This window comes from Azospira sp. MPR-LB4, assembly GCF_058809525.1.
Genome location: NZ_CM179521.1, coordinates 1,667,710 through 1,690,388, shown reverse-complemented (window position 1 = coordinate 1,690,388; position 22,679 = coordinate 1,667,710). Strand labels below are relative to the sequence as shown.

The 22,679-nt window shown below is 65.5% G+C and carries 33 protein-coding genes; 4 read left to right on the top strand and 29 right to left on the bottom strand.

From position 1 onward, the window contains the following. Nucleotides 1–3: 3 nt before the first annotated feature. Nucleotides 4–387, bottom strand: a complete 384-nt coding sequence (gene apaG / locus AC3QLZ_RS07870; RefSeq protein ID WP_014235344.1) for a Co2+/Mg2+ efflux protein ApaG — start codon at nt 385–387, stop codon at nt 4–6. Nucleotides 388–513: 126 nt separating this feature from the next. Between apaG and rpe the strand changes: the two genes are divergently transcribed. The 4 genes from rpe to AC3QLZ_RS07850 all read left to right on the top strand — a co-directional run bounded on the left by rpe (nt 514) and on the right by AC3QLZ_RS07850 (nt 5,182). Further along, nucleotides 514–1,203: a ribulose-phosphate 3-epimerase gene (gene rpe, locus AC3QLZ_RS07865; RefSeq protein ID WP_014235343.1), complete on the top strand. Its 690-nt coding sequence runs from the start codon at nt 514–516 to the stop codon at nt 1,201–1,203. A gap of 142 nt (nt 1,204–1,345) precedes the next feature. Further along, nucleotides 1,346–2,008 carry a phosphoglycolate phosphatase gene (locus AC3QLZ_RS07860; protein WP_014235342.1) on the top strand — a complete coding sequence of 221 codons (663 nt, stop codon included), beginning with the start codon at nt 1,346–1,348 and terminating at the stop codon, nt 2,006–2,008. A 205-nt stretch (nt 2,009–2,213) separates the two neighbouring features. Further along, on the top strand, nt 2,214–3,689 hold the full coding sequence (gene trpE / locus AC3QLZ_RS07855; protein ID WP_014235341.1) for an anthranilate synthase component I: 1,476 nt from the start codon (nt 2,214–2,216) through the stop codon (nt 3,687–3,689). A 197-nt stretch (nt 3,690–3,886) separates the two neighbouring features. Next, the gene (locus AC3QLZ_RS07850) at nt 3,887–5,182 is read left to right on the top strand and encodes a tyrosine-type recombinase/integrase (protein ID WP_492783608.1); all 1,296 of its coding nucleotides are present in this window, start codon (nt 3,887–3,889) and stop codon (nt 5,180–5,182) included. On the opposite strand, the gene AC3QLZ_RS07845 is transcribed toward AC3QLZ_RS07850, so the two are convergent. The 28 genes from AC3QLZ_RS07845 to AC3QLZ_RS07710 form a co-directional block, all read right to left on the bottom strand. Continuing rightward, the gene (locus tag AC3QLZ_RS07845) at nt 5,121–5,294 is read right to left on the bottom strand and encodes a hypothetical protein (protein ID WP_492783607.1); all 174 of its coding nucleotides are present in this window, start codon (nt 5,292–5,294) and stop codon (nt 5,121–5,123) included. The two genes, AC3QLZ_RS07850 and AC3QLZ_RS07845, sit on opposite strands and share 62 nt — an antisense overlap. Then, on the bottom strand, nt 5,291–5,560 hold the full coding sequence (locus AC3QLZ_RS07840) for a hypothetical protein (RefSeq protein ID WP_492783606.1): 270 nt from the start codon (nt 5,558–5,560) through the stop codon (nt 5,291–5,293). Before AC3QLZ_RS07840 ends, AC3QLZ_RS07845 begins: the two co-directional genes overlap by 4 nt. Further along, nucleotides 5,557–5,964, bottom strand: coding sequence for a hypothetical protein (locus AC3QLZ_RS07835; protein WP_492783605.1), 408 nt, complete (start codon nt 5,962–5,964; stop codon nt 5,557–5,559). Before AC3QLZ_RS07835 ends, AC3QLZ_RS07840 begins: the two co-directional genes overlap by 4 nt. Before the next feature lie 2 nt (nt 5,965–5,966). Then, nucleotides 5,967–6,467: a TIGR02594 family protein gene (locus AC3QLZ_RS07830; protein WP_492783604.1), complete on the bottom strand. Its 501-nt coding sequence runs from the start codon at nt 6,465–6,467 to the stop codon at nt 5,967–5,969. Then, nucleotides 6,464–6,745, bottom strand: coding sequence for a hypothetical protein (locus AC3QLZ_RS07825; RefSeq protein WP_492783603.1), 282 nt, complete (start codon nt 6,743–6,745; stop codon nt 6,464–6,466). The genes AC3QLZ_RS07830 and AC3QLZ_RS07825 overlap by 4 nt, the downstream gene beginning before the upstream one ends. Beyond that, nucleotides 6,742–7,119: a hypothetical protein gene (locus AC3QLZ_RS07820; RefSeq protein WP_492783602.1), complete on the bottom strand. Its 378-nt coding sequence runs from the start codon at nt 7,117–7,119 to the stop codon at nt 6,742–6,744. The genes AC3QLZ_RS07825 and AC3QLZ_RS07820 overlap by 4 nt, the downstream gene beginning before the upstream one ends. Nucleotides 7,120–7,145: 26 nt before the next feature. Next, the gene (locus AC3QLZ_RS07815; RefSeq protein WP_492783601.1) at nt 7,146–7,646 is read right to left on the bottom strand and encodes a YiiX/YebB-like N1pC/P60 family cysteine hydrolase; all 501 of its coding nucleotides are present in this window, start codon (nt 7,644–7,646) and stop codon (nt 7,146–7,148) included. Nucleotides 7,647–7,650: 4 nt separating this feature from the next. Next, entirely contained in the window at nt 7,651–8,154 is a 504-nt protein-coding gene (locus AC3QLZ_RS07810; RefSeq protein ID WP_492783600.1) for a DUF4376 domain-containing protein, read from the bottom strand. Continuing rightward, a complete protein-coding gene (locus AC3QLZ_RS07805; RefSeq protein ID WP_492783599.1) occupies nt 8,151–9,686 on the bottom strand; it encodes a hypothetical protein in 1,536 nt (511 codons plus the stop codon). Before AC3QLZ_RS07805 ends, AC3QLZ_RS07810 begins: the two co-directional genes overlap by 4 nt. 3 nt (nt 9,687–9,689) lie before the next feature. After that, nucleotides 9,690–10,400, bottom strand: coding sequence for a baseplate wedge 1 family protein (locus AC3QLZ_RS07800; RefSeq protein WP_492783598.1), 711 nt, complete (start codon nt 10,398–10,400; stop codon nt 9,690–9,692). Continuing rightward, on the bottom strand, nt 10,397–11,551 hold the full coding sequence (locus AC3QLZ_RS07795; RefSeq protein WP_492783597.1) for a baseplate J/gp47 family protein: 1,155 nt from the start codon (nt 11,549–11,551) through the stop codon (nt 10,397–10,399). The genes AC3QLZ_RS07800 and AC3QLZ_RS07795 overlap by 4 nt, the downstream gene beginning before the upstream one ends. Then, complete coding sequence (locus AC3QLZ_RS07790) at nt 11,548–11,904, bottom strand: contractile injection system sheath initiator (protein ID WP_492783596.1); 357 nt, start codon at nt 11,902–11,904, stop codon at nt 11,548–11,550. Before AC3QLZ_RS07790 ends, AC3QLZ_RS07795 begins: the two co-directional genes overlap by 4 nt. A 9-nt stretch (nt 11,905–11,913) precedes the next feature. After that, nucleotides 11,914–12,711, bottom strand: coding sequence for a Gp138 family membrane-puncturing spike protein (locus AC3QLZ_RS07785; protein ID WP_492783595.1), 798 nt, complete (start codon nt 12,709–12,711; stop codon nt 11,914–11,916). Between the two features lie 4 nt (nt 12,712–12,715). Then, complete coding sequence (locus AC3QLZ_RS07780) at nt 12,716–13,660, bottom strand: phage protein (RefSeq protein ID WP_492783594.1); 945 nt, start codon at nt 13,658–13,660, stop codon at nt 12,716–12,718. Continuing rightward, nucleotides 13,657–13,977, bottom strand: a complete 321-nt coding sequence (locus tag AC3QLZ_RS07775) for a phage baseplate plug family protein (RefSeq protein ID WP_492783593.1) — start codon at nt 13,975–13,977, stop codon at nt 13,657–13,659. The genes AC3QLZ_RS07780 and AC3QLZ_RS07775 overlap by 4 nt, the downstream gene beginning before the upstream one ends. After that, nucleotides 13,974–14,561 (bottom strand): phage baseplate protein, encoded by a 588-nt coding sequence (locus AC3QLZ_RS07770; protein WP_492783592.1) that lies wholly within the window; start codon nt 14,559–14,561, stop codon nt 13,974–13,976. The genes AC3QLZ_RS07775 and AC3QLZ_RS07770 overlap by 4 nt, the downstream gene beginning before the upstream one ends. Further along, the gene (locus AC3QLZ_RS07765) at nt 14,558–16,384 is read right to left on the bottom strand and encodes a phage tail family protein (protein ID WP_492783591.1); all 1,827 of its coding nucleotides are present in this window, start codon (nt 16,382–16,384) and stop codon (nt 14,558–14,560) included. The genes AC3QLZ_RS07770 and AC3QLZ_RS07765 overlap by 4 nt, the downstream gene beginning before the upstream one ends. A 2-nt stretch (nt 16,385–16,386) precedes the next feature. Further along, nucleotides 16,387–16,539, bottom strand: coding sequence for a DUF6889 family protein (locus tag AC3QLZ_RS07760; protein ID WP_492783637.1), 153 nt, complete (start codon nt 16,537–16,539; stop codon nt 16,387–16,389). A 35-nt stretch (nt 16,540–16,574) separates the two neighbouring features. Next, nucleotides 16,575–16,982, bottom strand: a complete 408-nt coding sequence (locus tag AC3QLZ_RS07755) for a phage tail assembly chaperone (protein ID WP_492783590.1) — start codon at nt 16,980–16,982, stop codon at nt 16,575–16,577. A gap of 12 nt (nt 16,983–16,994) precedes the next feature. Next, nucleotides 16,995–17,462, bottom strand: a complete 468-nt coding sequence (locus AC3QLZ_RS07750) for a phage structural protein (RefSeq protein WP_492783589.1) — start codon at nt 17,460–17,462, stop codon at nt 16,995–16,997. A 29-nt stretch (nt 17,463–17,491) separates the two neighbouring features. Continuing rightward, on the bottom strand, nt 17,492–18,958 hold the full coding sequence (locus AC3QLZ_RS07745) for a DUF3383 domain-containing protein (protein WP_492783588.1): 1,467 nt from the start codon (nt 18,956–18,958) through the stop codon (nt 17,492–17,494). After that, nucleotides 18,955–19,491 (bottom strand): phage neck terminator protein, encoded by a 537-nt coding sequence (locus AC3QLZ_RS07740; RefSeq protein WP_492783587.1) that lies wholly within the window; start codon nt 19,489–19,491, stop codon nt 18,955–18,957. The genes AC3QLZ_RS07745 and AC3QLZ_RS07740 overlap by 4 nt, the downstream gene beginning before the upstream one ends. After that, nucleotides 19,488–19,844 (bottom strand): hypothetical protein, encoded by a 357-nt coding sequence (locus tag AC3QLZ_RS07735; RefSeq protein WP_492783586.1) that lies wholly within the window; start codon nt 19,842–19,844, stop codon nt 19,488–19,490. The genes AC3QLZ_RS07740 and AC3QLZ_RS07735 overlap by 4 nt, the downstream gene beginning before the upstream one ends. Further along, nucleotides 19,837–20,325, bottom strand: coding sequence for a hypothetical protein (locus AC3QLZ_RS07730; RefSeq protein ID WP_492783585.1), 489 nt, complete (start codon nt 20,323–20,325; stop codon nt 19,837–19,839). Before AC3QLZ_RS07730 ends, AC3QLZ_RS07735 begins: the two co-directional genes overlap by 8 nt. Next, a complete protein-coding gene (locus tag AC3QLZ_RS07725; RefSeq protein WP_492783584.1) occupies nt 20,322–20,687 on the bottom strand; it encodes a DUF4054 domain-containing protein in 366 nt (121 codons plus the stop codon). Before AC3QLZ_RS07725 ends, AC3QLZ_RS07730 begins: the two co-directional genes overlap by 4 nt. Nucleotides 20,688–20,693: 6 nt before the next feature. Further along, complete coding sequence (locus tag AC3QLZ_RS07720; RefSeq protein ID WP_492783583.1) at nt 20,694–20,975, bottom strand: hypothetical protein; 282 nt, start codon at nt 20,973–20,975, stop codon at nt 20,694–20,696. 69 nt (nt 20,976–21,044) lie between these two features. Then, the gene (locus tag AC3QLZ_RS07715) at nt 21,045–22,091 is read right to left on the bottom strand and encodes a DUF2184 domain-containing protein (RefSeq protein ID WP_492783582.1); all 1,047 of its coding nucleotides are present in this window, start codon (nt 22,089–22,091) and stop codon (nt 21,045–21,047) included. Between the two features lie 65 nt (nt 22,092–22,156). Continuing rightward, a complete protein-coding gene (locus AC3QLZ_RS07710; protein ID WP_492783581.1) occupies nt 22,157–22,657 on the bottom strand; it encodes a structural cement protein Gp24 in 501 nt (166 codons plus the stop codon). Nucleotides 22,658–22,679 lie beyond the last annotated feature (22 nt).

Here is a 22,679-nt window from a genome sequence, read left to right as displayed (position 1 = left end):
GTCTCAGTGCAGTACCCGGGGCACGGCCAGGGCGAACTCGGCAATGTCCGCTTCGAACTGGGTGCCGTCCTCCGCCACCATCTGGTAGCTGCCGCGCATGGTGCCGACGGGTGTGCTGAGGGAGGCGCCGCTGGTGTACTCGAAGCTCTCGCCGGGCTGCAGCAGGGGCTGGTGCCCCACCACGCCGAGGCCCCGCACCTCCTGGACCTCCTCGTTGGCGTCGGTGATGAGCCAGTGGCGGGAGATCAGCTGGGCGGCCACGGTGCCGATGTTGCGGATGGTGATGGTGTAGGCGAACACGTAGCGCTCCGCGTCCGGGTCCGACTGCTCGGCCAGGTACTGGGGCACGGTGGTCACGGCGATTTCGTATTTTTTGCTTTCGGCCATGGTCTCGGGTCTGTGGGGTGGAAAGTCTCATTGCACATCACTGTGTGCACTCTGACAAGCCGGCCTCGGCGTGGGTTCACGATAAAATCACCTTTCTGTCACACCAACCCCCACAAGGCCGCCGCCATGCATCTCATCGCTCCCAGTATCCTTTCCGCCGATTTCGCCAAGCTGGGGGAGGAGGTCCGCTCGGTCATCGCCGCCGGGGCCGACTGGATCCACTTCGACGTCATGGACAACCATTACGTCCCCAACCTGACCATCGGCCCCCTGGTTTGCGAAGCCATCCGCCCCCACACCACGGCGCCCATCGACGTGCATCTGATGGTCAAGCCGGTGGACCGCATCATTCCCGATTTCGCCAAGGCCGGGGCCAACATCATCACCTTCCATCCGGAAGCCTCCGAGCACGTGGACCGCAGCCTGGGCCTGATCCGGGACAGCGGCTGCCAGGCCGGCCTGGTCTTCAACCCGGCCACGCCCCTGCACTACATGGACCACGTCATGGACAAGCTGGACGTGGTGCTGCTGATGAGCGTGAACCCGGGCTTCGGCGGCCAGAAGTTCATTCCCGAGACCCTCAACAAGCTGCGGCAAGCCCGGGCCAGGATCGATGCCTACACCGCCCGTAGCGGCCGCCAGATCCGCCTGGAAATCGACGGCGGCGTGAAGGTGGACAACATCGCCGAGATCGCCCGGGCCGGGGCCGACACCTTCGTCGCCGGCTCCGCCGTCTATGGCGCCGGCCAGGACAGCGATCCCAACCGCTACGACTCGGTCATCGCCGCCCTGCGCCAGCAGCTCGCCAGCGCCTAGGCTGAAAGCCAATAGGGACGCCAATCTCCGGCATGGCATGCCTGGAGTTGCCGTCCCTGTTGCTTCTCCGGTGAGGTGACTTTTAGACAGCCTCGCCCGCCCCATCCGTCTCCTTGCCGCCGCCTTGCCCCGGAAATTCGCCATGCCCCTTCGTTCCGCCACCTTCGACCTGGACGGCACCCTGGTCGACTCCATCCCCGACCTGGCGGCCGCCTGCCACGCCATGCTGGCCGAACTGGGCCAGCCGCCCCGCACGGATGACGACGTCCACCGTTTCGTCGGCAAGGGCATGGCGGTGCTGGTGGAGCGCTGCCTGACCTGGGATGCCGCCCCCGAAGCGTCCCTGCTGGAAGCCGGCATCGCTTCGTTCCGCCGGCACTACGCCGACATCAACGGCCGGGCCAGCACCGTCTATCCCGGTGTGGTGGAAGGTCTGGAGGCGTTTCGCGCCCTCGGCCTGCCCCTGGGGGTGGTGACCAACAAGCCGGCCGCCTTTACCTCGCCGCTGCTGGAGCGCATGGGCCTGGCCGGGTATTTCGAGGTGGTCATCGCCGGCGACACCCTGGCCTTCAAGAAGCCCCGGCCCGAGCCCCTGCTCCATGCCTGCGCTCTGCTGGCTACCGAGCCGGGCCTCAACCTGCACGTGGGCGATTCCCTCAACGACATCGAGTCGGCCCGGGCTGCCGGCTGTCCGGTGATTTGCGTGCCCTACGGCTACAACGAAGGCCGGCCCGTAGACAGCGCCGATTGCGATGCGCTAGTATCGGACCTCGTCGCAGCGGCCCGTTGGGCGGCCGGCGCTTAAATCGATACCGACTCCGAATCGACACTTCACCGTGACCCGCAAGTTCAATGCTTTCCTGATGGGTAACCGCGCCGCCTGGGGCTGGCGTGGCTGGTGGCGCTCGCCGCGCCATTATTGATATTACCCGTCCGGGCCCGGGCGGCGAGTTGAGACCAAACTCCCGGGCAAGCATTGAAATACAACCTGTCGTACTTGCGAGGTCCCCATGACCGAAACTGAATTCAACGCGCTTGCCGCGCAGGGGTACAACCGTATCCCCGTCACCCTCGAGACCTTTGCCGATCTCGATACCCCCCTTTCCATCTACCTGAAGCTGGCCAACGGCCCCTACACCTACCTGCTGGAATCGGTGCAGGGCGGTGAGCGCTTCGGCCGCTACTCCATCATCGGCCTGGCCAGCCCCACCCGCATCGCCGTCTATGGCCACCAGGTCATGGTGCTCACCGGCCAGCGCATCGCCGAGCGGGAAAACGACACCAATCCCCTGGAGTTCATCGAGAGCTACCAGAAACGCTTCCGCGTCGCCCCCTACGCCGGCCTGCCCCGCTTCTGCGGCGGCCTGGTGGGCTGCTTCGGCTACGACACGGTGCGCTATGTGGAAACCCGCCTGACCAAGAGCGCCAAGCACGACGAACTGGGTACGCCGGATATCCTGCTGCTGCTCTCGGAAGAGATCGCCGTGGTGGACAACCTCTCCGGCAAGCTGACCCTGGTGGTCTATGCCGAGCCCGGCTTTCCCGGCGCCTTCCAGAAGGCCCGGGCACGCCTCAAGGAGCTGCTGGCCCAGCTGCGTACCCCGGCGCCCATCCCCGAGGAGAAGCCGGCCACTTCCCAGCCGGCGGTTTCCATCTTCGGTGAGGCGCCCTTCAAGCAGGCGGTGGCCAAGGCCAAGGAGTACATCACCGAAGGCGACATCATGCAGGTGGTGCTGTCCCAGCGCATGACCAAACCCTTCTCCGCCAGCCCCCTGTCCCTGTACCGGGCCCTGCGCACCCTCAATCCTTCGCCCTACATGTATTACTTCGACTTCGAGGATTTCCATGTGGTGGGCGCTTCCCCCGAAATTCTCACCCGTCTGGAAGGCGATACCGTGACGGTGCGGCCCATCGCCGGCACCCGCAAGCGGGGGGCAACGCCGGAGGAGGATGCGGCCCTGGCCGAGGACCTGCTGGCGGACCAGAAGGAGATCGCCGAGCACGTGCAGCTGCTGGACCTGGGTCGCAACGACGTGGGCCGGGTGGCCCAGACCGGTTCGGTGAAGCTGACCGAGCGCATGAGCATCGAGCGCTATTCCCACGTGATGCACATCGTCTCCAATGTGGAAGGCAAGCTCCAGGCCGGCCTCTCGGCCCTGGATGTGCTGAAGGCGGCCTTCCCCGCCGGTACCCTCTCCGGCGCCCCCAAGGTGCGGGCCATGGAAATCATCGATGAACTGGAGCCGGTGAAGCGCGGCATCTATGGCGGTGCCATCGGCTACCTGGGTTTCAACGGCGACATGGACCTGGCCATCGCCATCCGTACCGCGGTGATCAAGGACGGCCAGCTGCACGTCCAGGCCGGCGCCGGCATCGTTGCCGATTCGGACCCGACCTCCGAATGGCAGGAAACCCAGAACAAGGCCCGGGCCGTGCTGCGGGCCGCGGAAATGGCCGAAAACGGCCTCGATACCCGTTTCGAGTGAGGGCGCTGCCATGCTGCTGATGATCGATAACTGCGAACCAAATCCACGGATTTCCGCGCACGTCCATTAAATCGCCTCGAAGCCCTTGCGGCTTCTGCGTTTTCATCCATTCCGGTGTATTCCGGGCCATAGGCAGCCACGGAAAAACCGGATAACCTACCGGATAAGACCCCCTGAAACGGACCCTTATCCGGTAAATGGCATCCCTCACCGACACCAAAGTACGCAACGCCAAGCCCGCCGAGAAGCCCTACAAGCTCCAGGACGGGCAAGGCCTCTACCTCGACGTGCGCCCGAGCGGCGCGAAAATCTGGCGCTACCGCTACTGGATCACTCCGGAGAAGGACGGCATCTACACCATCGGGGAATACCCGGGCGTGTCGCTGTCCGACGCCCGGCGCGAGCGCGAGTGGGCGCGGGAGCACGTCAAGCAGGGGACCAACCCGACCCACGCCAAGGAGGCCGAGCGCCTGCGCCGGATGGGTGAGGCCGCCAACACCTACGAGGCGGTTGCCCGGGAGTGGATCGAGCAGAACCGGGCGCACTGGTCGCCAAACTACCTGCGCCAGGTCGAGACGTTCATGGGCAAGGACGTGTTCCCGAAGATCGGCTCGCTGCCGATCCGCATGGTCACGGCTGCCCACCTGCTGGGGATCATCCGCGAGGTTGAGAAGCGCGGGGCGCAGTCCATCGCCGTGCTGATCCGGCAATGGTCCGGGCAGATTTTCCGGTATGCCGTGGCCACGCTGCGCGCCGACAGCGACCCGGCAGCGGCGCTCTACGGGGCGATCAAGCGAGCGCCGGTGCGGCACAACCCGCCCCTGGCCAAGGACGAGATTCCGCGCTTCCTGAACCTGCTGGGCGACTATGGCGGCTACCGCGGGACCGTGATCGCGCTGCAGCTCATGCTCTACACCTTCGTGCGGACGGTGGAGCTGCGCAAGGCGGAATGGACGGAGTTCGACCTGGAGGCGGCCGAGTGGCGGGTGCCAGCGGGGCGGATGAAGATGAAGAAGAAGATGAAGGTCGGGGAGTCCCACATCGTGCCGCTGTCACGGCAGGCGGTGGCGCTGCTGACCGAGCTGAAGACGCTCTCGGGCGGCCGACAGTACCTGTTCCCGAACCTGCGCACGCCGAAGACGTGCATGACGGCGACGACGATCAACAAGGCCCTGGAGCGCATGGGCTACGCTGGCAAGTTCTCGGGGCATGGCTTCAGATCGACGGCATCGACCCTGCTGCATGAGTTGGGATGGCGCTCTGATGTGATCGAGCGGCAGCTTGCCCACGCGGAGCGGGACAAGGTGAAGGCAGCCTACAACCACGCCGAATATCTCCCCGAGCGGCGGGAAATGATGCAGGCGTGGTCGGACTGGATTGACGAGCTCGCCAAGAAGGCGGCTGAGAAGGAGGAGGGGGCGGCGGCGGAAGCTACCGCGGCGCCGAAGGGGAAACGGGGCGCCCGGTCAGGTAGTCGTACTTCGGCCGGTTGAGGCGCTCCTTGGCCTGCTGTTCGTGTAGGACGGCCGCCTGCTTGATGATCCACTCGAAGCGGTTGCCGTCCTTGGCGGGGTCATAGACGGGGAACTTGGGCGGCTTCGTCATTGGCAGGCCCTTACCGCGGCCTCCAACTCTGCCTCGTAGCCCTGGCGCTGTTTCCGCTCGGCGCGCAGGGCCTTCATCTGTTCCCAGATCCCGGAGCCGACCGGCAGACCATCTACCGCGAAGGCGGGGCGCAACGGCGCCTCGACCTTGCACGGCACCGGGACCGGCACCTTGACCTCTTGCACCTTCGGCGCCAGACCGGCGCACCCGGCCAGCGAAAACGAAAGAATCACGGCCAAAATGCCGGATAACGAAAGTCGCGTCATCGCTTTCCCCTTTCCTGTCGCAGTTCCTCGTCGAAGGCCTCCCGGGCCTCCTTGCACTCGTCGGCGCCGGCGGGCAGCTTGAGGCCCATGATGGCCGCCGCCTGGTCGCGGCTGGTGTTTGCCGCGGCGCGGGCCTGGGACAGCTCCTGCGCGGCGCGCTTCTCGCGGGCCTTGGCATCGGCCAGCAGCTGATTGATGGCTTCGTTCTGGTGCTGGCTGGCCAGCGCGAGGGAGTTGTAGGCCGACTCGAACTCGGCGGCGCGGGCCTCTGCCTTGGCCACCTTGGGTTTGTAGTAGGCGGCCGTGGCCTTGTGGCCACCCCAGGCGCCGGCGGCGGCGATGATGGCAGCCAGCGCCAGCCACGCGAGCCAGCGGTACTGCGCGGGGATCAGTTTCGTCAGCATGGTCAAGCCTCGTTGGTGGAGAGTTGCGCGCCGCCGGCGTCGAGCACGGCCAGCACGGAATGGGGCGGCATCGGCACCCCGGACGGCCACACGTAGGCGACCGCCCGCGTCCGGTCGAAGGGCGCGATGCTCACCCGGTTGCCCTGATTTCCGCCCAGCACCATCAGATGGCCCTTGGCGGTGCGGCCGACGACGAAGCCGACGTGGCCGCCGCCCTGCCGCTCGAAGACGACAATGCAGCCGGGGACCGGGGCGGACAGGCGCAAGCCCCATTCGGCCCACGCCTTGGCGCGCATCCAGTACTTCGGGAGCGGGATGCCGACCGTGTCCATGCATGCCGCCACGAAGACGCCGCACCAGGGCGTCTCGTCGTCGTTCCACCACGCCCGCAGCTTGTGCAGCCAGGACTGGATGACGGGGCTGTGCTTCGGCCCGGGCACTTCGGCCACGCCCAGATGCCGGCGCGCCTCGGTGAGCCAGGCGGGTTCGTTGGTCGTGCTCATGACAGCTTCCTCCGCGTGGGTGGGCAAAGCAGGCGCAGGCGCCGCTCACAGATGAGCAAGGCCGCCACGCCGACGGTGGTGATCGCCGTTGGCCACGAGGGCACCTCGCCGGACAGGATGAAGACGATCTCGGCCGCGGCCCCCAGCGTGAGCAGGTGGAACGAGGCGCGGATCATGAATGGGGTGCAGCGGCTCATGCGGTTGAGCGCCGGCTCGGCGCGCACGACGATGACGCCGGCGGCGAGCAGCACCACGAGCTGGAGAAGCAAGGCGGTCATTTGGATACCTCCTCGGCCTTCTTGGCGGCGATCCGCAGAAGTGCGGGGCCGAGCACCCGGTGGGAAAGCAGGCCGATCAGGACGGCAATCGGCAACTGCACCAGGTCGCGTGTCAGGGCGTGGGGCCACGCATCGAGCGCGGTCACGCCGGCGGCGACGGCGGGCGCCAAGTAGCCGGCCACGACGGAAGCCATGACCGTGATGGCCACGCGCTTCCATGCCGGCGCAGGCTCCTGATAGGAGAGCGCCCAGAGGCCGCCGGCGAGGCCTGCCAGCAGGATGGCGGGATGCAGGCCGGTTGCCACCCCGAAAACGGTCAGCCCGGTTGCCGTGGCGGCTGCCAAGGCTGCGGCACTGGAGGTCGGTTCAGCCATTGTTCTTTTCTCCCTTCGTTGGCTGGCTAAAAAGAAGAAGGCCGCACGAGGCGGCCTTCGATGGGGGCGAGAAGCGCGGGGTCAGGGGGCGGCGGTGCCGGCGCCAGCATCCACAGGTGCTGCGGTGTCACCCGGCGCAGGCATTCCGCACGGAACAGCGGCTCGCCGGCGTGCTGGAAGGCCCAGGCCACCAGCTCGGAGCAGAACCACGCATTCTCCTCCTGCCAGTCGCGGCGCAGGCCGAGACCGAGGATGGCGGTGTAGTCGTAGGGCTTGCCGATCTGGGAGGCCGCCGCGGCGATCACCGCTTGAGGATCCCGGCACGGCAGCTCGACGATGGCGCCGCGCTTGGCGTGATTGATCGACTGCACCACCGGGAAGCGGCGAACACCGGCCGGCGCCGTGGCCTCGATCACCTCGTCGCCGTCGATGATGGCCACGTGTGACCAGTCCGACCAGGTTCCGAGGCGGATGGCCGCGCTCATGGGGTGGCCCGAAGTGCTGAACAACAGGCTGATGGTCCCCATGGCGCTACCCCGCGAAGGTCGCCGGCCAGCCGGCCGAGAAGTCGTAGGCGGCCGGATCAGCGGATGCCTCCATCGCTACGCGGTGCGTCTCGGCAGCGGCGAATGCGGCAGCATCGAGGTCCGTCACGGCCGCGAAAATATCCTCGGCGTGCTTGACGGTGAGGTAGATGAACGAGCCGTCCATCGTCTTCCACTTGATGTCCTGACCCATTGCCTGCAGCCGCGTGGCATCGGTGCCGCCAGCGGCGCGGGCCGCTCGTGCCTTCTCCAGCAGCCCGAGGTGCTGGATGCGTGACTCCGTGTCTGTGTGATACCACTTGGTGCCCACCTTCACGCCGCCGGCCTTGATGGCATCGCGCTTGGACTTGATGGCATTCCAGACCTTTGCCTTGGTCTGATCAGCTGTCTCTGCCGGTTGTGTTTCGGAAAAAACCTCGTCCGGCCCTACATCGTCCTGGTTAGCCACGGCACGAAAGCCTAGGCCATCTTTACGCACTGCGTAGCTCATAGGTTGTCCTCCCATCCGATGCACTTAACGCGGTTGGTTGAATTGGTCGAAGCAAAATAGATATTCCTGCTTTCGAGCAACATGTCGTGAATGAGTGAGTATTGGCCGCCGTAGGTGTCCTGGGCGCCATTAACCGATTGCCACGGTTTCGTCAGAGTGGCAGCGCTGCCGCCGTAACTGTTGTTCGGCGCAAGAATTGACGTTCCGGTGTTGTTGTCTCCGTCCCACTGCATCTTGATGATGCCAGCCGTCGACGGGACGAAGTTGTCAACCGAAGCCGCCACATACGTCGGTGTTGCCGGAGCGCCCTGAACCCCACTGACAATGATTGGGAGCGCCGCCAGGTTCGAGCCACTAGCGACGACATACTGAACGCGCCGCCCGTACTGCTTGAAGCTCAGCGGATACTTGTTTGCCGTGCCATCGGTGCGAATCCAGCCGATGCGAGCCTTGTACGTATAGCCAGCTGGCATCGTTGGGGCAGTTGCCGAAAGAGATAGAAGGCCATCGACAGATTGAGTGGTCGGGTTATAGATGACCCAAACAGAGTACCAAGTGGAGGCAGCGATTGCCCCGGTATCAAGGCCTCCATTGGCGCTGCCTACAGCCCATGCACCGGTTGTCTTGTAGAAAGCTCCTCCACGCACTGTCTTGTAGTTGTTGGAGCCGTCTTCAAGGATCAGCTCGTCATACGAAATGAGCGTGCTCGCATTGATGCCAGTGGCCGATAGCAGAAGATTTTTGAATCCTGCTTGGACAGATGCGTTCGCAGAAACGGATGAGCCAGCAACCACACGTCCCTTCGCATCGACCGTCACTTGGTTGTAGGTGCCGGGGGTGCCTACATTGCCATTGACAGCCGAGAATGCCAGAGACGTGACTCCTACCGTGATATTGCCGTCGGTGGTAAGCATCCAGACAGTATCCGCACCGGCCGTGCCCTCAGCGACCGGAACGAGCGCACCAGAGGTTACCTCCGAGTTCTCGTCGAAGTCGGCAGCACGCGACCACGCGCCAGCAGCAACGACGTAAATGCCATTCTGGCTACCAGCGCCTTGGTCTTTGACCAGCACTCGGTCGCCGGCAATGAGCACAACACCGTCGATGGTCAGCAACCCGGACAGCGCGCCGAGGTTGGCAGTTGTTGCCACTCGGCAGGAATCCTTGTAGTCGTGGTTGTTCAGCTCGGCGGCCAGCTCAGACTTCGAGAACCCCCAGCGCTCCCACCACAGCGGAGAGGTGCTCGGCGTGTTGCCGGCATTGTTGTCCTGGAGGCTGCGGTAGGACTTGCCGTCGTCCCCGACGACACGGTCTCCGATCATGTAGGTCTCGTCGGCGCCGTAGTCGGGCAGCCCGCGGCGGGTCAAGTAGCGCACACCGTTGGCCAGGAAGTTCAGAATCCAGTTCCAGCGCTGGCGAGCCGGTGGCGTGTTGGAGAGCGGCCAACCGGTCTGAAGCTCGGCGTTGGTGGGTTGAACCTTGTCGCCGGCTTCCGCCCAGGGCGGCAGGACAGGCGGTTTAGTCAGTGCCATGTTTTAGAACTCCTCTGCAAGCAGGCCGCCGACACTCGGCTGCCCTTCTTCACCAAACGACAGGGCGCCAGGCTGCCCGTCGAACCCGAAATATCTGGCGGAATCGAATGTTGATCGCCAGTTGATGCGAACCCCCGCGGGGCGCGGGAGGATGTCCAGCACCGTGACCAGCGCCTTTTCCTGAAATGTGAGCTGCCGGCCGATGGCCACGCCAATGGCCATTCCGCCGAGGTCTTCGACGACAGTTCGCGGCGCGTTAAACAGGTAGGCCAGCCCCTGGAGGATGTCCTCATTCGTGCCGTGAGCATGGTTCTTCACGATCTTGGCGCGGATCAGCAGCCGGTATTCCGGGTCCGCCAGCACGCTGGTCGCCGTCTCCGGCTCCAACTCGTCGCGGAATCGGGAACCGATGCCGAGCACGCCCTCTTCGCCGAACACGTCACCGCCGGGCTGCCCCTCGAAGCCGAAGAACCTCACCGCGATAGAATCGGGGATGATCCGGCTGACGCCGACGATCTCCCCGATCACGTCCAGATTGACCCCGGCGGCCATGTCGATGTCGGTCTGCTCGGCGACCTTCTGCAGGACCGCCTCCAGCTCGGCCGAGGATGCGAGCAACGCCCGGACGTAGGCCAGGAACCGCTGGCTCTCCGTGTATTGCGTTGCGATTCGGCTGCGTCCGAGCGCCTGATGGTCAAGGACGGTCGAGCTCATAGGACATTCACCACGATGCGGGTCGAGTCGAAGCGGGCCAGCCCGTCGAACGGCACGGCGATGTTCGCGGTGCCGGCCGGGTCGGCGGCCGTGCCGATGTACAGGCTGTCGATCGAGTGCCCGGGGACGGTATTGACCGGGTCGAACAGGCGGGAGTGGATGACCTCCTCGCCGATGGACTGATTGGCCACGGCCCAGGCGGTCAGCGCGTTGGTGATGCGCTGCGCGCCGTCGGTCGGCCAGCCCGGTCGGGTGTGCAGATTCACCGTCACCCAGACATTCACGTCGGTCGGCCGGCTGAAGTTCAGCGTGTGGGGGTTGTCCATGCTGTCCGTGACCTGGCCGGCGGTCGTGCCGTGCGTGGTCGTTCCGGCGGTCTTCTTCAGCCAGATGGTGTCGAGGATGTCGGCGTCGGCGCCGCCCTCCACGATGCAGTAGATCGAGTGCGGCGGGAGCCCGTTGGCGTCGATGACGTCCTGGTCGTTCTCATAGACCTTGGCCTGTCGAACCTCCGGGATGTTGGTCAGCGCCCCGTACATCGCATCGACGATGGACTGCCCGGCGGTGGAGGTCGAGGCGCGCCGGCGCAGGCGCAGCTGCTCGTCGGTTTCTTCATTGCGCCCCGGCGCCGCATCCAGCAGGTTGGTCACGGTCTGCCAGCCGAAGATCGGGGTATCGATCTTGGTCAGCGTGCCAGCCGGCGCCAGCAAGGCGCCCTTGACCGCAGAGCGGGCCGCGATGTCGATCTCGCCGCTGGCCGGGATGACGGCCTCTTCGGTGGTCTCGAACGTGGCGTTGGTCGCCGTGCTCTTCACGAGGCTGCCGGCCGGGATGACCGTGCCCTGCGATCCGACGCAGCGCAGCGTCACCGTGCTGTAGGTGCCCTCGATGCGGCGGATGCCGTTAAGCTGCACCAGCCGGCTCAGGGCCACGCCGGTGGCCGATTGCGGGTTGAACGAGTGATAGACGTCCTCGGCGAGCTGATCGAGGTTGCTGATCGACTCGGCGTAGATGCCGAGCGCCTGCCCGTCCATCGTGTCCGGGTCGAGGTTGAGGGTCGGCCCGAAGATCGCCCGCATGGCCTCCTGCAGCGCCGTCAGGCGCTCGTCCAGGCGGGTGCGGGTAAAGCCCTGTGAGGTGAGTTGCGTCATTGGGACACCTTGATGTTGGCCACGGTGCCGTAGGTGTTGGCCACGGTCGCCTGGATGGTTAGCCGGCGGGTTTCACGGTCGAAGGTCATGCCGAAGGAGCGCAGCTCGGCGACCCCCTCGGTCTGGAGGATGGTTCGCTTGACCAGCGCTTCCGCCAGCGGCAGGTTCGACGGCTTGATCATGACCTTCTGCAGGTGCGGCACGCCGGCGTCGGTGTCGAGGAACCACTCGTTGAAGAGCAGCAGCAGGCGCGTCTTCACCGCCTGGGCGGTGGCCTCGTCGTCGCGGGCGTAGTTCGCCAGCCCCTGGCCGAAGGTCATGTCGTGGCCGGGGTCGAGTCGTCTTACCAGCATGGGTTCTCCTTAAACCGGTTGGCCGGTGTTGCCGCCTCCGGGCTGCACGCCGGAATGGACGTGCGTCTTGAGCGACTTGCCGCCGCCGATGACATCCGTCTCTGCCGTGATGGTTCCCGGGGTCGATGCGTTGCCGGTGCCGCCGTTGCCGGCCTGGCCGGACATGTTGCCGATGTAGGTCACGTTGCCGTTCAGGACGATCTGCGGAGAGTTGATCGTTGTCCCGGCCGGCGCGTTGATGGTCATGGAGCCGTCGGCGCCCAGGACGTGGCTGCCCTCGGGATTGACGGCCTCGATCGTGCCGCTCGGCTTGACCGTGATGCGGATGTCGCCGGCGCGGCTGCGCAGCTCGGTGTCGGCCGCGTTGAACGCCGGAATCTTCCGCGGCTGGCTGTTAATGCCTACCGTCGCCATCGCGTCGGACAGGTCATGCAGCCGGTACTCGCCAGGGAGCTGGACCCCGCCATTCGCGTGCCAGAAGTCGATGCAGCGCTCGCTAAAATGCAGCATGCACTCGTCGCCGGTCTTGACCGGGAAGGTCAAGAAGAAGTCGCCGCCCCCGGGGAATTGCACCGGGACATCGACACACAGCGGCAGATTCACCGCCCCCTTCTCGGTGAAGATGCGCTTGATGGCCGGCTGCACCGAGGCGGTCTGGGTGTCCGGATCGAAGCTGGCGATGATGCCGGGCAGGCAGGTGTGCAAGTCTTTCAGCCGCCCTTCGATCTGCGCGGCGTGGGCCTCTTCCTGGGTGGCCGTCAGCTGCTGGTCGCGCTGAACCTTGCCGATCTGTTTTCCGTCTGCCATGTGCTTACCTCGTTGCCGGGATCGGCTGGTCGAGGCCGATGCATTCGATCTCGGTGACCCACTCCTGCCCCCGGTTGTTGCCCTTGTGGGTGAGCTTCAGCACCTTGTAGATGCCGTCTGGGTCGAGGCGGACCAGCGCCTCGTTCTCCCGCCCCAGGGGCGCGTTGGTTTCCTGCTTCTCGCGCTTGGTGGCCAGCGCCTGCGCCTGCTGGCGCTTCGCCTTGATGCCGTTGTTGTCGAGCTTGATCGCGCCATTGACCCGCAGCTGCGGGTTCAGGAGACACTTCACGGCGATGCCCTTGTCGTTGATCTCGGGCGCACCGAGCATGCCGGTATCGGCCCGGATGACAATCGCCTGCCCGGGCAGCACGTCATTGGTGCTGACGATGACCAGCTGGCCATCCTGAATCGACCAGTTCGCGCCCGACTCGCGGGCCACGTCGTTGAGCACGTCCCGGGTGTTGCCGCTGATCACCTTGCCGCGCAGGCGCGCCCGGTCATTGACCTGGACGTGCCCCTTGCCGGTGCCGCCCACGCCCTTGAAGGAGCCGACGGCGCGATCAACGAGCTGGGCGGTGGTCGTGCCTGCGGCCAGCGTCTCGTTCATCACGGCCTTGGCGAAGTCCTTGTCGCCGTCGCCGGCCTCGATCTCGGTGATGTAGTCGTTCTTCTCCCGGTAGCGATAGACGTGCTTGATGTTCCCCCGGAACACCAGACGCATGGCGCCCTCGTAGCCGGCGTTCAGCAGCACCTCGTCGAACTCGTTCTTGATCTTCGCCTCGTTGTCCGGGTGCAGGTTGAAGATCCGGATGACGGCGATGTTCGGCGCCGCCTCGATGGTCTTGGCGACCTCGAACTGCACCCGCAGGTTCTCGATCATCAGGCCGCTGCCGGCCTTGCCGATGACCACCTGAACCTTGCGCTTCCACTGGCGGACGGAATCGCTCATGCCGTCACCTCGTCAAGGCTGAACCAATAAACCTTGACCCGCTCCCCTAGGTCGTCGGGGCCGGCGTCCGCGCCCTGGCCGGAGGTATCGACGCACAGGATGCTGCCGATGCCGAAGTTGTAGGGCTCCAGCAGGTCCTGACCGATCACCAGCGGCAACGAGGCGACGACCAGCGCCTGGGTTGCGGCGTCGTACAGATCGAGGGTCCAGACGCCGGAGCGGTCGTTGTACTTGGCCTCGATGGTGTATTTCGCCTCGCCCAGCTGGGTCGTGAAGACCTGCGCGGGGTCGTTGGAGAAGGGCAGCTCAAGGATCACTTCTTGCCTCCGATGGCGTCAGCCAGTTTCTTGCTGAGGGACTGCTTCTTGGGCTTCTCCGTCACCTCCTTGCCCTGCTGCTCGCCCTTGTCCTTCTTCGGGCCGGCCTGCCGCTTGGTTGCCCCGGGCTTGCGCGGCGGGTAGGTCACCACCTGCGTATAGACGATGATCACCTCGCGCAGCTCGGCGGTGAAAAGCAGCGCCCCGGACGAGTCCTTGTCCTGGCTCGTCCGGATCGACGTGCAAACCATGTTCTCGTACAGCTTGAGGCCGGTTTGCAGGTCGAACGGCTCGGCCCGCCTCTGCAGCTCGGTCAGCAGCTCGAAGGCGCGCCGGGAGCGGCCGGCATCCGATGCGAACGGGTCGTCGGTGACGGCCGCCAGCGGGGTGTCGGAGACGCCCGCGGAAATCTTCACTCGCAGCGGCTTCATGAAGGCGTGGTCGCTGACGACGACGCCCGTCTCCACCGGGTTGTCGGTGACCTCCAGGTCGGCCTCGTGTGTCTCTTCGAATACCGCGTCGAACACGAGGCCGCCCATGGAGCGGATGATGGCCACCTGTTGCTGATTCAATGCTTCGCTCATAGCGCCACCGCAGTCTGGCCGTTACGCACGGCCTGCTTGTTCATGCGTTCCAGCTCTTGGCGCACGGCTTCGCCGGCCTTGGCCGGGTCCGGGCTGTTGATCTGGATCGTCGTGCCGGTTATCTGGGTCGTCTGGGTCACGGTCGAACTGTTGGTGGTGTTGCTGCCGGCCGTGCCGATGACCCCGCCGGTCGCGTTCAGCGAGTTGTTGGCCGAGGCCTGCGCAGCCCCGCCGCCCCCACTGATCGCCACCTTCACCTTGCTCGCGTCGTCGGTGAGGCCGAGCAGTTGCCCCACCTTGCCGATGGCGCCGGCCACCATGTCGATGAAGCCGACGACCTTTTCCCGGGCAGCGTCGAACAGGCCGACCACGAAGCTGATGCCTTCCTGGATGCCGGTGAAGACGACCGTGAAGACATTGGCCAGCCACGCGCCGGCCTCGATGACCGTGGCGATGGCGCCGACCAGCGCTTCCGCGATCCAGCCGACCAGCGAGGCCACGATGGGGATCACCGCGGCCATGATGTGCCCCCAGCCGGTGAAGATCATCTTCACGACCGGCCACAGCAGGTCGGCGAGGATGCTGATCAGCCGCCACAGCGCGCCGCCCAGATCGCCCAGCGGCCCCTTGAGGGTGTCCCACTGCGCGAGCCAGAAGTCGATCAGCGAGCCAACGGCCTGCTCGATGGTCTGGATGATGTCGAGCAGCCAGGGGAACTGCTCGATCAGGTCGCCGATGACCGACTCGTTGCCTTCCTTCCAATTGACGTAGTCGTCGATCAGCAGGCCAAGCGCGATGATGATCGCGCCGATGATGGCCGGGATCAGCAGCGCCGTGGCATTGAACGCGGCGAACGCCCCGGTCAGGGCGCGCACGGCGCCGATCAGGTTCTTAACGAAGGCGAAGACCTGCACCGACGCGAACAGCGCGGCAGCCGCGGCGGCGGCATAGGCCACGACCTTGAAGTCGAACAGCCACTTCACGAGTGAGACGAAGCCGTCGGCGAGGCGGACGGTCCAGTCCCACATGGTGCCGATGATCGCCGTCACCACCTTGAGCGCGTTGCCGATGCCCGACTTGATGATGTCCTGATGGGCCACAACCCACGAGCGGAAGCCGTCGAGGACAGCGGTTACCTGCGGCATGAAGCCGACGGCGATGTACTTGCCCAGCGCGCCCAGCATGAAGCGGGTGCGGTCGAGGCTGTCCATCAGCTCGCCGGCCTTCTGGGCGTCCTCTTCGGTGGCAACGCCGAAGGCCTGCGCTTCCTTGCGCAGCGCCTCCAGTTCGCCGCGGCCCTTCGCCAGCAGCGGGATCAGCGAGCGGTCGATGCCGAGCTTCTCGGCCAGGGCGATCTGCTCCTGCCGGGAAAGGCCATCCATCTTGCCGGCGACCTCCTCCAGCACCTGGTCGAAGGACTTGATCGAGCCGTCCGCGTTCTTCGCGGACATGCCCAGCTTCTCGAAGGTCTGGGCGCCGCGGCCGATGCCGAGCGCCGCCTCGCCGACGGTCTTATTGACGCCGGAGACGGATGCCTTCAGCGCCTCCAGGCTCGACCCGTTGAGCTGGGCCGCATAGCCGATCTCCTGCAGGGCCTCGACGGACACCTGCTCAAGCTCGGCGAAATCGCCCAGCTCGTCGATGCCTTCCGCCACCTTGCCGACGAACAGCCCGATGGCGCCGGCCGCCGCCGCGGCGATGCCGCCGATAGCCATGACTGTGCTCTGGGCGCCCTGGAGCTTCTGCTCGAACTCGTCCAGCTTCTCGGTGTTGATCTCGAAGCCGAGCGATACGAAGAAGCTCTCGATGATGTTTGCAGCCATGCCTACTTCCTTTTCCTGAGCGCTTCGAACCGCCGGTTGTATTCGGCCTCTTCGTCCATCGCCTCATGGAAGTCCGCCAGGTCGTTGATGCTGTACGTCCCATCCTTCAGTTCCCGCAGCGTGCAGAGCGGCGGGTCCCTCATGACGGGACGCATCACGTACCAGTTGATGTTGGCGGACTCGATGACTTCTACTTCGTCACCGCGCTTTGGACTGAAGCGAAGAGGCCGGCGGGTAAAAAATCCGAGAAGTTGAAACGCAGCGCCGCGATGAATACCTGCCACAGCTCCTTGTTGCGGCCGGCGAAGGTGGCGTTGATCTCCACCCGCTTTCCGTCGCAGGTGACGTACTTGAAGACCGTCTCCATGGTCGCCAGCAGCTCGTCGGCGTCCATCTTGGAGAGCAGCAGGCCGATGGCCGTGGCGCCGGCCTGCTCGGCGTCCTTCTCGGTCGAGCCGGTCTTCTTGGCGTCCATGAACGCCTTGAACAGCGGCTCGCCGATGACGCGGGCGACCGAGACCTCGACGCGGACGGCCTCGACCGGGGGGATGGTGCCGAACGAGTAGGTGCGCTCGCCGATTTGCTTGGTGTTGTCCATGCTCTCTCCCGATTAACCGAGGATGCCGGCGGCAGCGGTGAGCACGCCCACCAGCGCCGGATCGCCGAGCAGCAGATCGAGGCGCTCAGTGATGATTTCCCATTCCTGGGTGCTCGCCTTGGCGCCGCGTCCCAGCGCCGGCGGGCGCTTGATGTAGCCGACCGTGCCGGTGGCCAGGTCCTGCCGGTAGGTGTCCTGGAACAGGCAATTCACCGGGACAAACGTCTTGGCGCCACCTTCCTGAAGCGCGCAGAGGCTCATCAGGTACTTGTTGGAGCTGGACGTCTGCTGCAGCTTGAACTTGAACGACCCGGACTTGTCGGCCGAAATGCTGACCATCATGTCGCCGGCGGCGCCGATCTTGTGCGAGGCCGAATCGGACAGGCGTTCGATCTGGATGACGTCGTCGCCCTCGTCCCACCCGGTGATCTCGACGCCATTCACCAGCATCACGGTGTTCTGAAACGAATAGACCTTCATGTCTGTTTTCTCCTTGTGTCAGGCGCGGATCAGCGCTCGAAGGTGACGGTGATGTCGGCGAAGTGGATCGCGCCGGCACCCTTGGCGATGACCTGGATCGGCGGCGCCTTGCGGGCCTCCCGGTCGGATTGGTTCTGCTCGGCGACCGGCTGGGCATAGACGTAGAAGCCCTTGGGCAGGAAGTCGCCCGACCTCACCTCGCCGAGGTCCATGCCGTTCCAGACCCCCGGAGCCAGCAGGCCGTTATTGACGCCCTCGCGGCAGGCCTTCTCGACCTGCTGCACCAGCGAGGCGACGCCCTTGTCGGTCTGCGGCACCTTGGTGGTCCGGGTGTAGAGGTAGCCGAAGACGTTGGTCTCGATCGCGTTCTGCAGCCAGTCGAGGCCGTGCCGCTCGTCGAAGAACTTGCCGCTGGCCATCACGCCCTCGGCCAGCATCGCGCTGTCGCCGAAGTAGGTGTAGTAGTTGCAGTTCTTGGCCACGAGGGCCAGGCGCTGCGACTCGGTGATGTTGATCGGCGAGGTGCCGGGCAGCAGCTTGAACTTCAGGGTGATCGTCGAGTTCTGCTCGTTGAAATTCACCGTGAAGCCGCGGGCGAAGACCGAGACGATCTGGTACGGGTCGTTGTTGTCCCAGATATAGACGGTGCGGTCGTACAGGTTGCTCTTCATGTACGAGGCGATGTCATCGACGGCGGCCTGGTCCAGCACGTTGCTGTCGGCGGTCGTGAAGCCGAACATCTTGACGCGGGCTTCGGCCCACGCCGCGGCATCCTTCAGGTTCTGGGTCGTCAGCTCCTTGGTGAAGGTGACGCCGTACCAGGACGGGTCGATGTTCTGGAGGGCGTCCAGCGACTCGGCGATGCTCTCGGCGGCGGCGCCGGCGGTCTTGATGCCCAGGTCCTCGGCGCGGGAGCCGAGCAGCGGCCCGATGTCGGTGCCGGCCGCGGGGGCGGTCGTGTAATCGACCGTCGAGGCGGCGCCGGTGGTGCCGGAGCGGAAGATGAAGCGGGTGCCGTCGAAGGTGCAGGTAGCGTTTGCGGACACCAGCTGCAGGCGGGTCTGGATCGCCGCAGCCACGGCGTTCAGGTTGGCCGCGCCGGACAGGTCGATGCCGGAGACTTCCTCGACCGCGCCGCCGTCGATGTTGATCTTGAAGGCGCCGTTGTTGATGGCCTGCCAGGTGGCGATGGTCTTCTCGTAATTGACCGAGCAGAGCAGTTCGCCCGGGACGGCCGCGTCGAAGCGGCGGCCGATGGCCAGCTCGGTCGGGCGCGGGGCCTGGCTGAAGAAGACCTGCGCGGCCTTGTACTCTTCGTCGGTGGAGTCGAAATCGGCGGCGACCGCGTCCATGTCGGAATAGAAGCGGATGCGGTTGCCCACCGGGAGACGGGCGCTCTTGCCGACGATCAGCAGCAGACCGAACCCCTTGCGCTTCGGGAAAGTCGGGCTCGACAGGATGCTGACCTTGACTACCTTGGAGACGGGGATGGTCATGGTGCTGTTACCTCGCTAGAAGTGGTTGAAGATTCGGCGGTGACGGAGATCGGGAACGTCCCGTAGGTCGGGATGCTCTGGACTTCCTTCGCCACCAGGTGAAACTCAAGGTCGATCTGCGCTCGTTCTTCCCAGGCGCTGTCGATGACGGCGGTCAGGTTGCGCGCAGGGGATGCCCGGACAAGCCCGAGGCCAATGGCCTGCAGCTTGTCGACCGAGCTGGACATCGAAAGAAGTGCGTTCAGCCGGCAGGCCTTGGTGTAGGCGTCATCCCGGAAGAACTGGATCGAGGCCACCAGCCGGCGCTGGCCGATGATGGTCTCGGCGACGTTCAGAGACGGGGCGGCCTCGTTGTCGAGGCGCCGGTCATCCTCGCCTGTCGCGTCGATCAGGGTGATCAGCACGGTGGCGAACGGCTCGGACTGCTTGCCGGTCGGCGCCGTCTGATTCGCCTTCCTGACCGAGTTTTCAGGCAGGGCCAGCGTCTCGCGGATGAACTTGCGGATCAGCTTGTTGATGTCATCGACGGTCATCGCACGAAGCCCTCCGCCCAGACCTGCCAGTAGCCGTGATCGGCCCAATGCTTCGCCGCCATGACCCGGTAGGGGCGGCCATGCCAGACGACGACGTCGCTGCGCTGGTCCTCGGCGTTGTCGATGCGCAGCTCCTGATCGCAGAACACGACGATCATGTTCCCGAGGCGGGCGCCTTCGGGGAGGATGGCCAGCATGTCCTCGCGCTTGGCCGGCTGGACGATCCCGACGAGGTTCAGAACGGTGGGCGCGGTCGGCACCCACTCGCCCTCGTCGAAGGCGCCGCCGGCGCGCTCGACCTGGAAGGGCTGCGCGATGTCGGGGTCGCGCATCAGTTCGGCGACGTTAATCATGGTTCTTGTCTCCCAGCTCCCAGGCGATGCTCTGCACCATCTGGCCGGTGTCGATCAGCGGCCGGGAGCTGCCCTTGCGATTGATCGTGGCCGGCTTGAGGGGCGCGAAATCGCCGCTCCGGATTTCGGTCTGGACGTCGCCCTTGGCCATTTCGCCGAGCTGCCCGAGGGCCTGATCGACGGTCGCCTGCCCGCGCAGCATCTTCACGAGGTTGATCCGGTTCAGCCGGACGTACTTCTGCCGGTTGCGCTGGACGGCCACCCGCAGGAACGGCCGCTCGGGGATGCCCTGCGACGGCGAGCCAAACTCATGGACGGCGGCGATCATCGCCACCGGGGTGCCGTCTTCCTCGCGCTTCCCTTCCGGCACGCCGACATTGACCACGCGGTTGTCGCCGACGAGGCGCTGGCGCAGCCGGTCGAGGGCCTTGGGGTCGATGTCCTTGAGCACCTTCACGGACACGGAGGCATGCCGGCTCATACGGATAGCGCCCCCATGCCGGCCTGACGGCGCAGGTAGAGGTACTTCTGGCCGTACAGCGTCCGGTAGAACGGGTTGTCGGCCTGCTTGGCCAGCAGCCCGGCATCCTTGGTGACCTGCACGTCGCCGACCTTCTTGCTCAGGTTGTCGTTGGTCATGGCCTGAACGCCGCCGCCCTGGGCGGTCTGTGCGTTGGCCAGCGCCAGCTCGTGGGCGACGTGATAGGCGACCCCGTCCGGGTAGAGATCGCCCCAGCGCTCGACGTCGAAGTGCGGCGCCGCCCGGTCGATGAAGAGCTGGACGCGCTCGTCGGTCTCGGCCGCGAACTCCGGGAATTGAGTCTTGAACTCGGACGGGGTCATGGCCGGTTACTCCTTGGCCGGTTGCTTCGGTTCCTGCTTCGCCGGCTCCTTGGCCGGTTGCTTGGCGATGCGCAGCCAGCCTTCGTCGAAGTAGTGCGAGACGACCGGGTTCTTCTTTGCGGCCGTGACGAAGGCGTCGTCGGCCTCGGCGCGGCCATGGACCAGCTTGTTCTTGTCGGCCGGGTCCTGACGGGCGCCCGGGACGGTGACTTGCACGACGCCGTCTTCGCCGGTGGCGTTGATGGTGATGTCGTGCTCGCGGGTGTTTTCGAGGGTGATCTTTGCCATGTTTCCTTGCTCCTGAAGTGGAAACGGGCGACCCCGAAGGGCCGCCCGCTGTGGTTGGTTCCGGCCGGCTTAGATGCCGTCCATGTAGTACGCGGACTTCGGGTAGCGGAACTCCACGCCCGAGTACTTGTACTCGCCCGGCACCTGCACGGACAGGCCGACCAGCTGCGGCGCCAGGAAGCGCAGCGCCAGCGGGACGTGCATCACCAGCCGGGTGTCGGACTTCACGTAGGCCATCATCCGGCGGGTGCTGGCGGCGCCCGCGGTGTCCAGACCGAAGCCGGGCTGGAAGCGGATTTCCTGGCCGCGCTCGACCTTGGCGACGTTGTTCTCCTTGATGTACTGCAGGATGGTCTTGTCGCTGTTGTCGGAGCGGGGGGTGCTGGCGATGTAGGCGTAGGCGCCCGGGGCCATCACGATGTCCGTCACCTGGTCGTTGTAGGCCGTGTTGGTCCAGACGTTCAGGATCAGGGTGTTGATGTCCGAGAGGATCTGCGCCGGCGTCTTCGGCCCGGTCTGCCAGGCACCGACCGGGGCATTGCCCTGCGGCACGTTGGCGTTGTTGAACAGGCCGGTGATGCCGGACGAGGACTCGCCGAACAGACCGACGTCGTTCATGTGGCGGCGGTAGCCGTCGATGGCAGCGGCCAGCTTGCGCTCGCTGATGGGGCGGCGCAGGAAGGCGGTGCGGCGCAGCTCCTCGGTGGTGTAGTCGTAGCCGATGTCGCCGTTCAGAACCGGGAACGACTTGTCGGCGTAGGCCACATCGACCAGGTTGATGTCGCGGCCCTTGCCGGAGGTGCGCTTGCCACGACCCGCGTAGTCGTAAATCTCGTAGCGGATCGAGTCGGCGAACTCGCCGGCCTCGTAGCTGATGGGCAGCAGCTGCTCGTACTGCATCGGCGTGTATTGCCGCTCGAACACCTGCGATTCGGTGTAGGCGAGCTGCGACACGATGAAGGCCAGCGCTTCCTGGGCGTCGCGGGCGGCGATGCCGTCCCCGACGATCAGGCCGGCGAGGCCGGGATGGGAGCGCAGCGCATCGAACGCGGCGTAACGGGCTTCATCGACCGCAACCACGCGGCCGTCGCCCAGCTGGATTTTCTTGATAGGCATGGATTTCCCTTTCTGGAAAAAGTAAGGCCACCCGGAGGTGGCCTCATGCTTGGTGACGGGCGCGGTTAGCTGCTGACGCGCAGGATGCCGATCTGGCCGGCGGTGGTCGTGGTTTCCCACGTGGCCTTGGGCTTGCCGCTGGTGCCGTCCAGGGCGATGCGGCCCGCACCGGCAGCGCCGCCGGTGGTGGAGCCGATCTTGCCGTTCTGGGCGGTCACGCTGATGGCGGTGTCGCCGCGGGTGGCGTTCTCGTAGGCCACCGCATAGACGTAGCCGTCGCGCAGGATGGGCACGCTGTCGCGCTGGCCGTAGGTCACGTTGTTGGACGAGTCGGCCGGGCGGATGGCATGGCGCACCGAAATGCCGATCAGCTTGTCGCCGTCAGCGGTCGGGGCCTTGCAGGTGTCGTCGGCCGCGCCGCGGGCGACGGCGATGCCGTAGTCGATGGCCGTGGCCGCCTCGTTGGTCTTGGACTCGATGGTCACGGGGTTGGTATCGACGATCTGGCCGGCGTAACCGAGGTCACGGAGGCGACCGCCATAGGTGCTCAGGTCGGGTTTGGACATTGCCAATCTCCTTCAGGTTGGT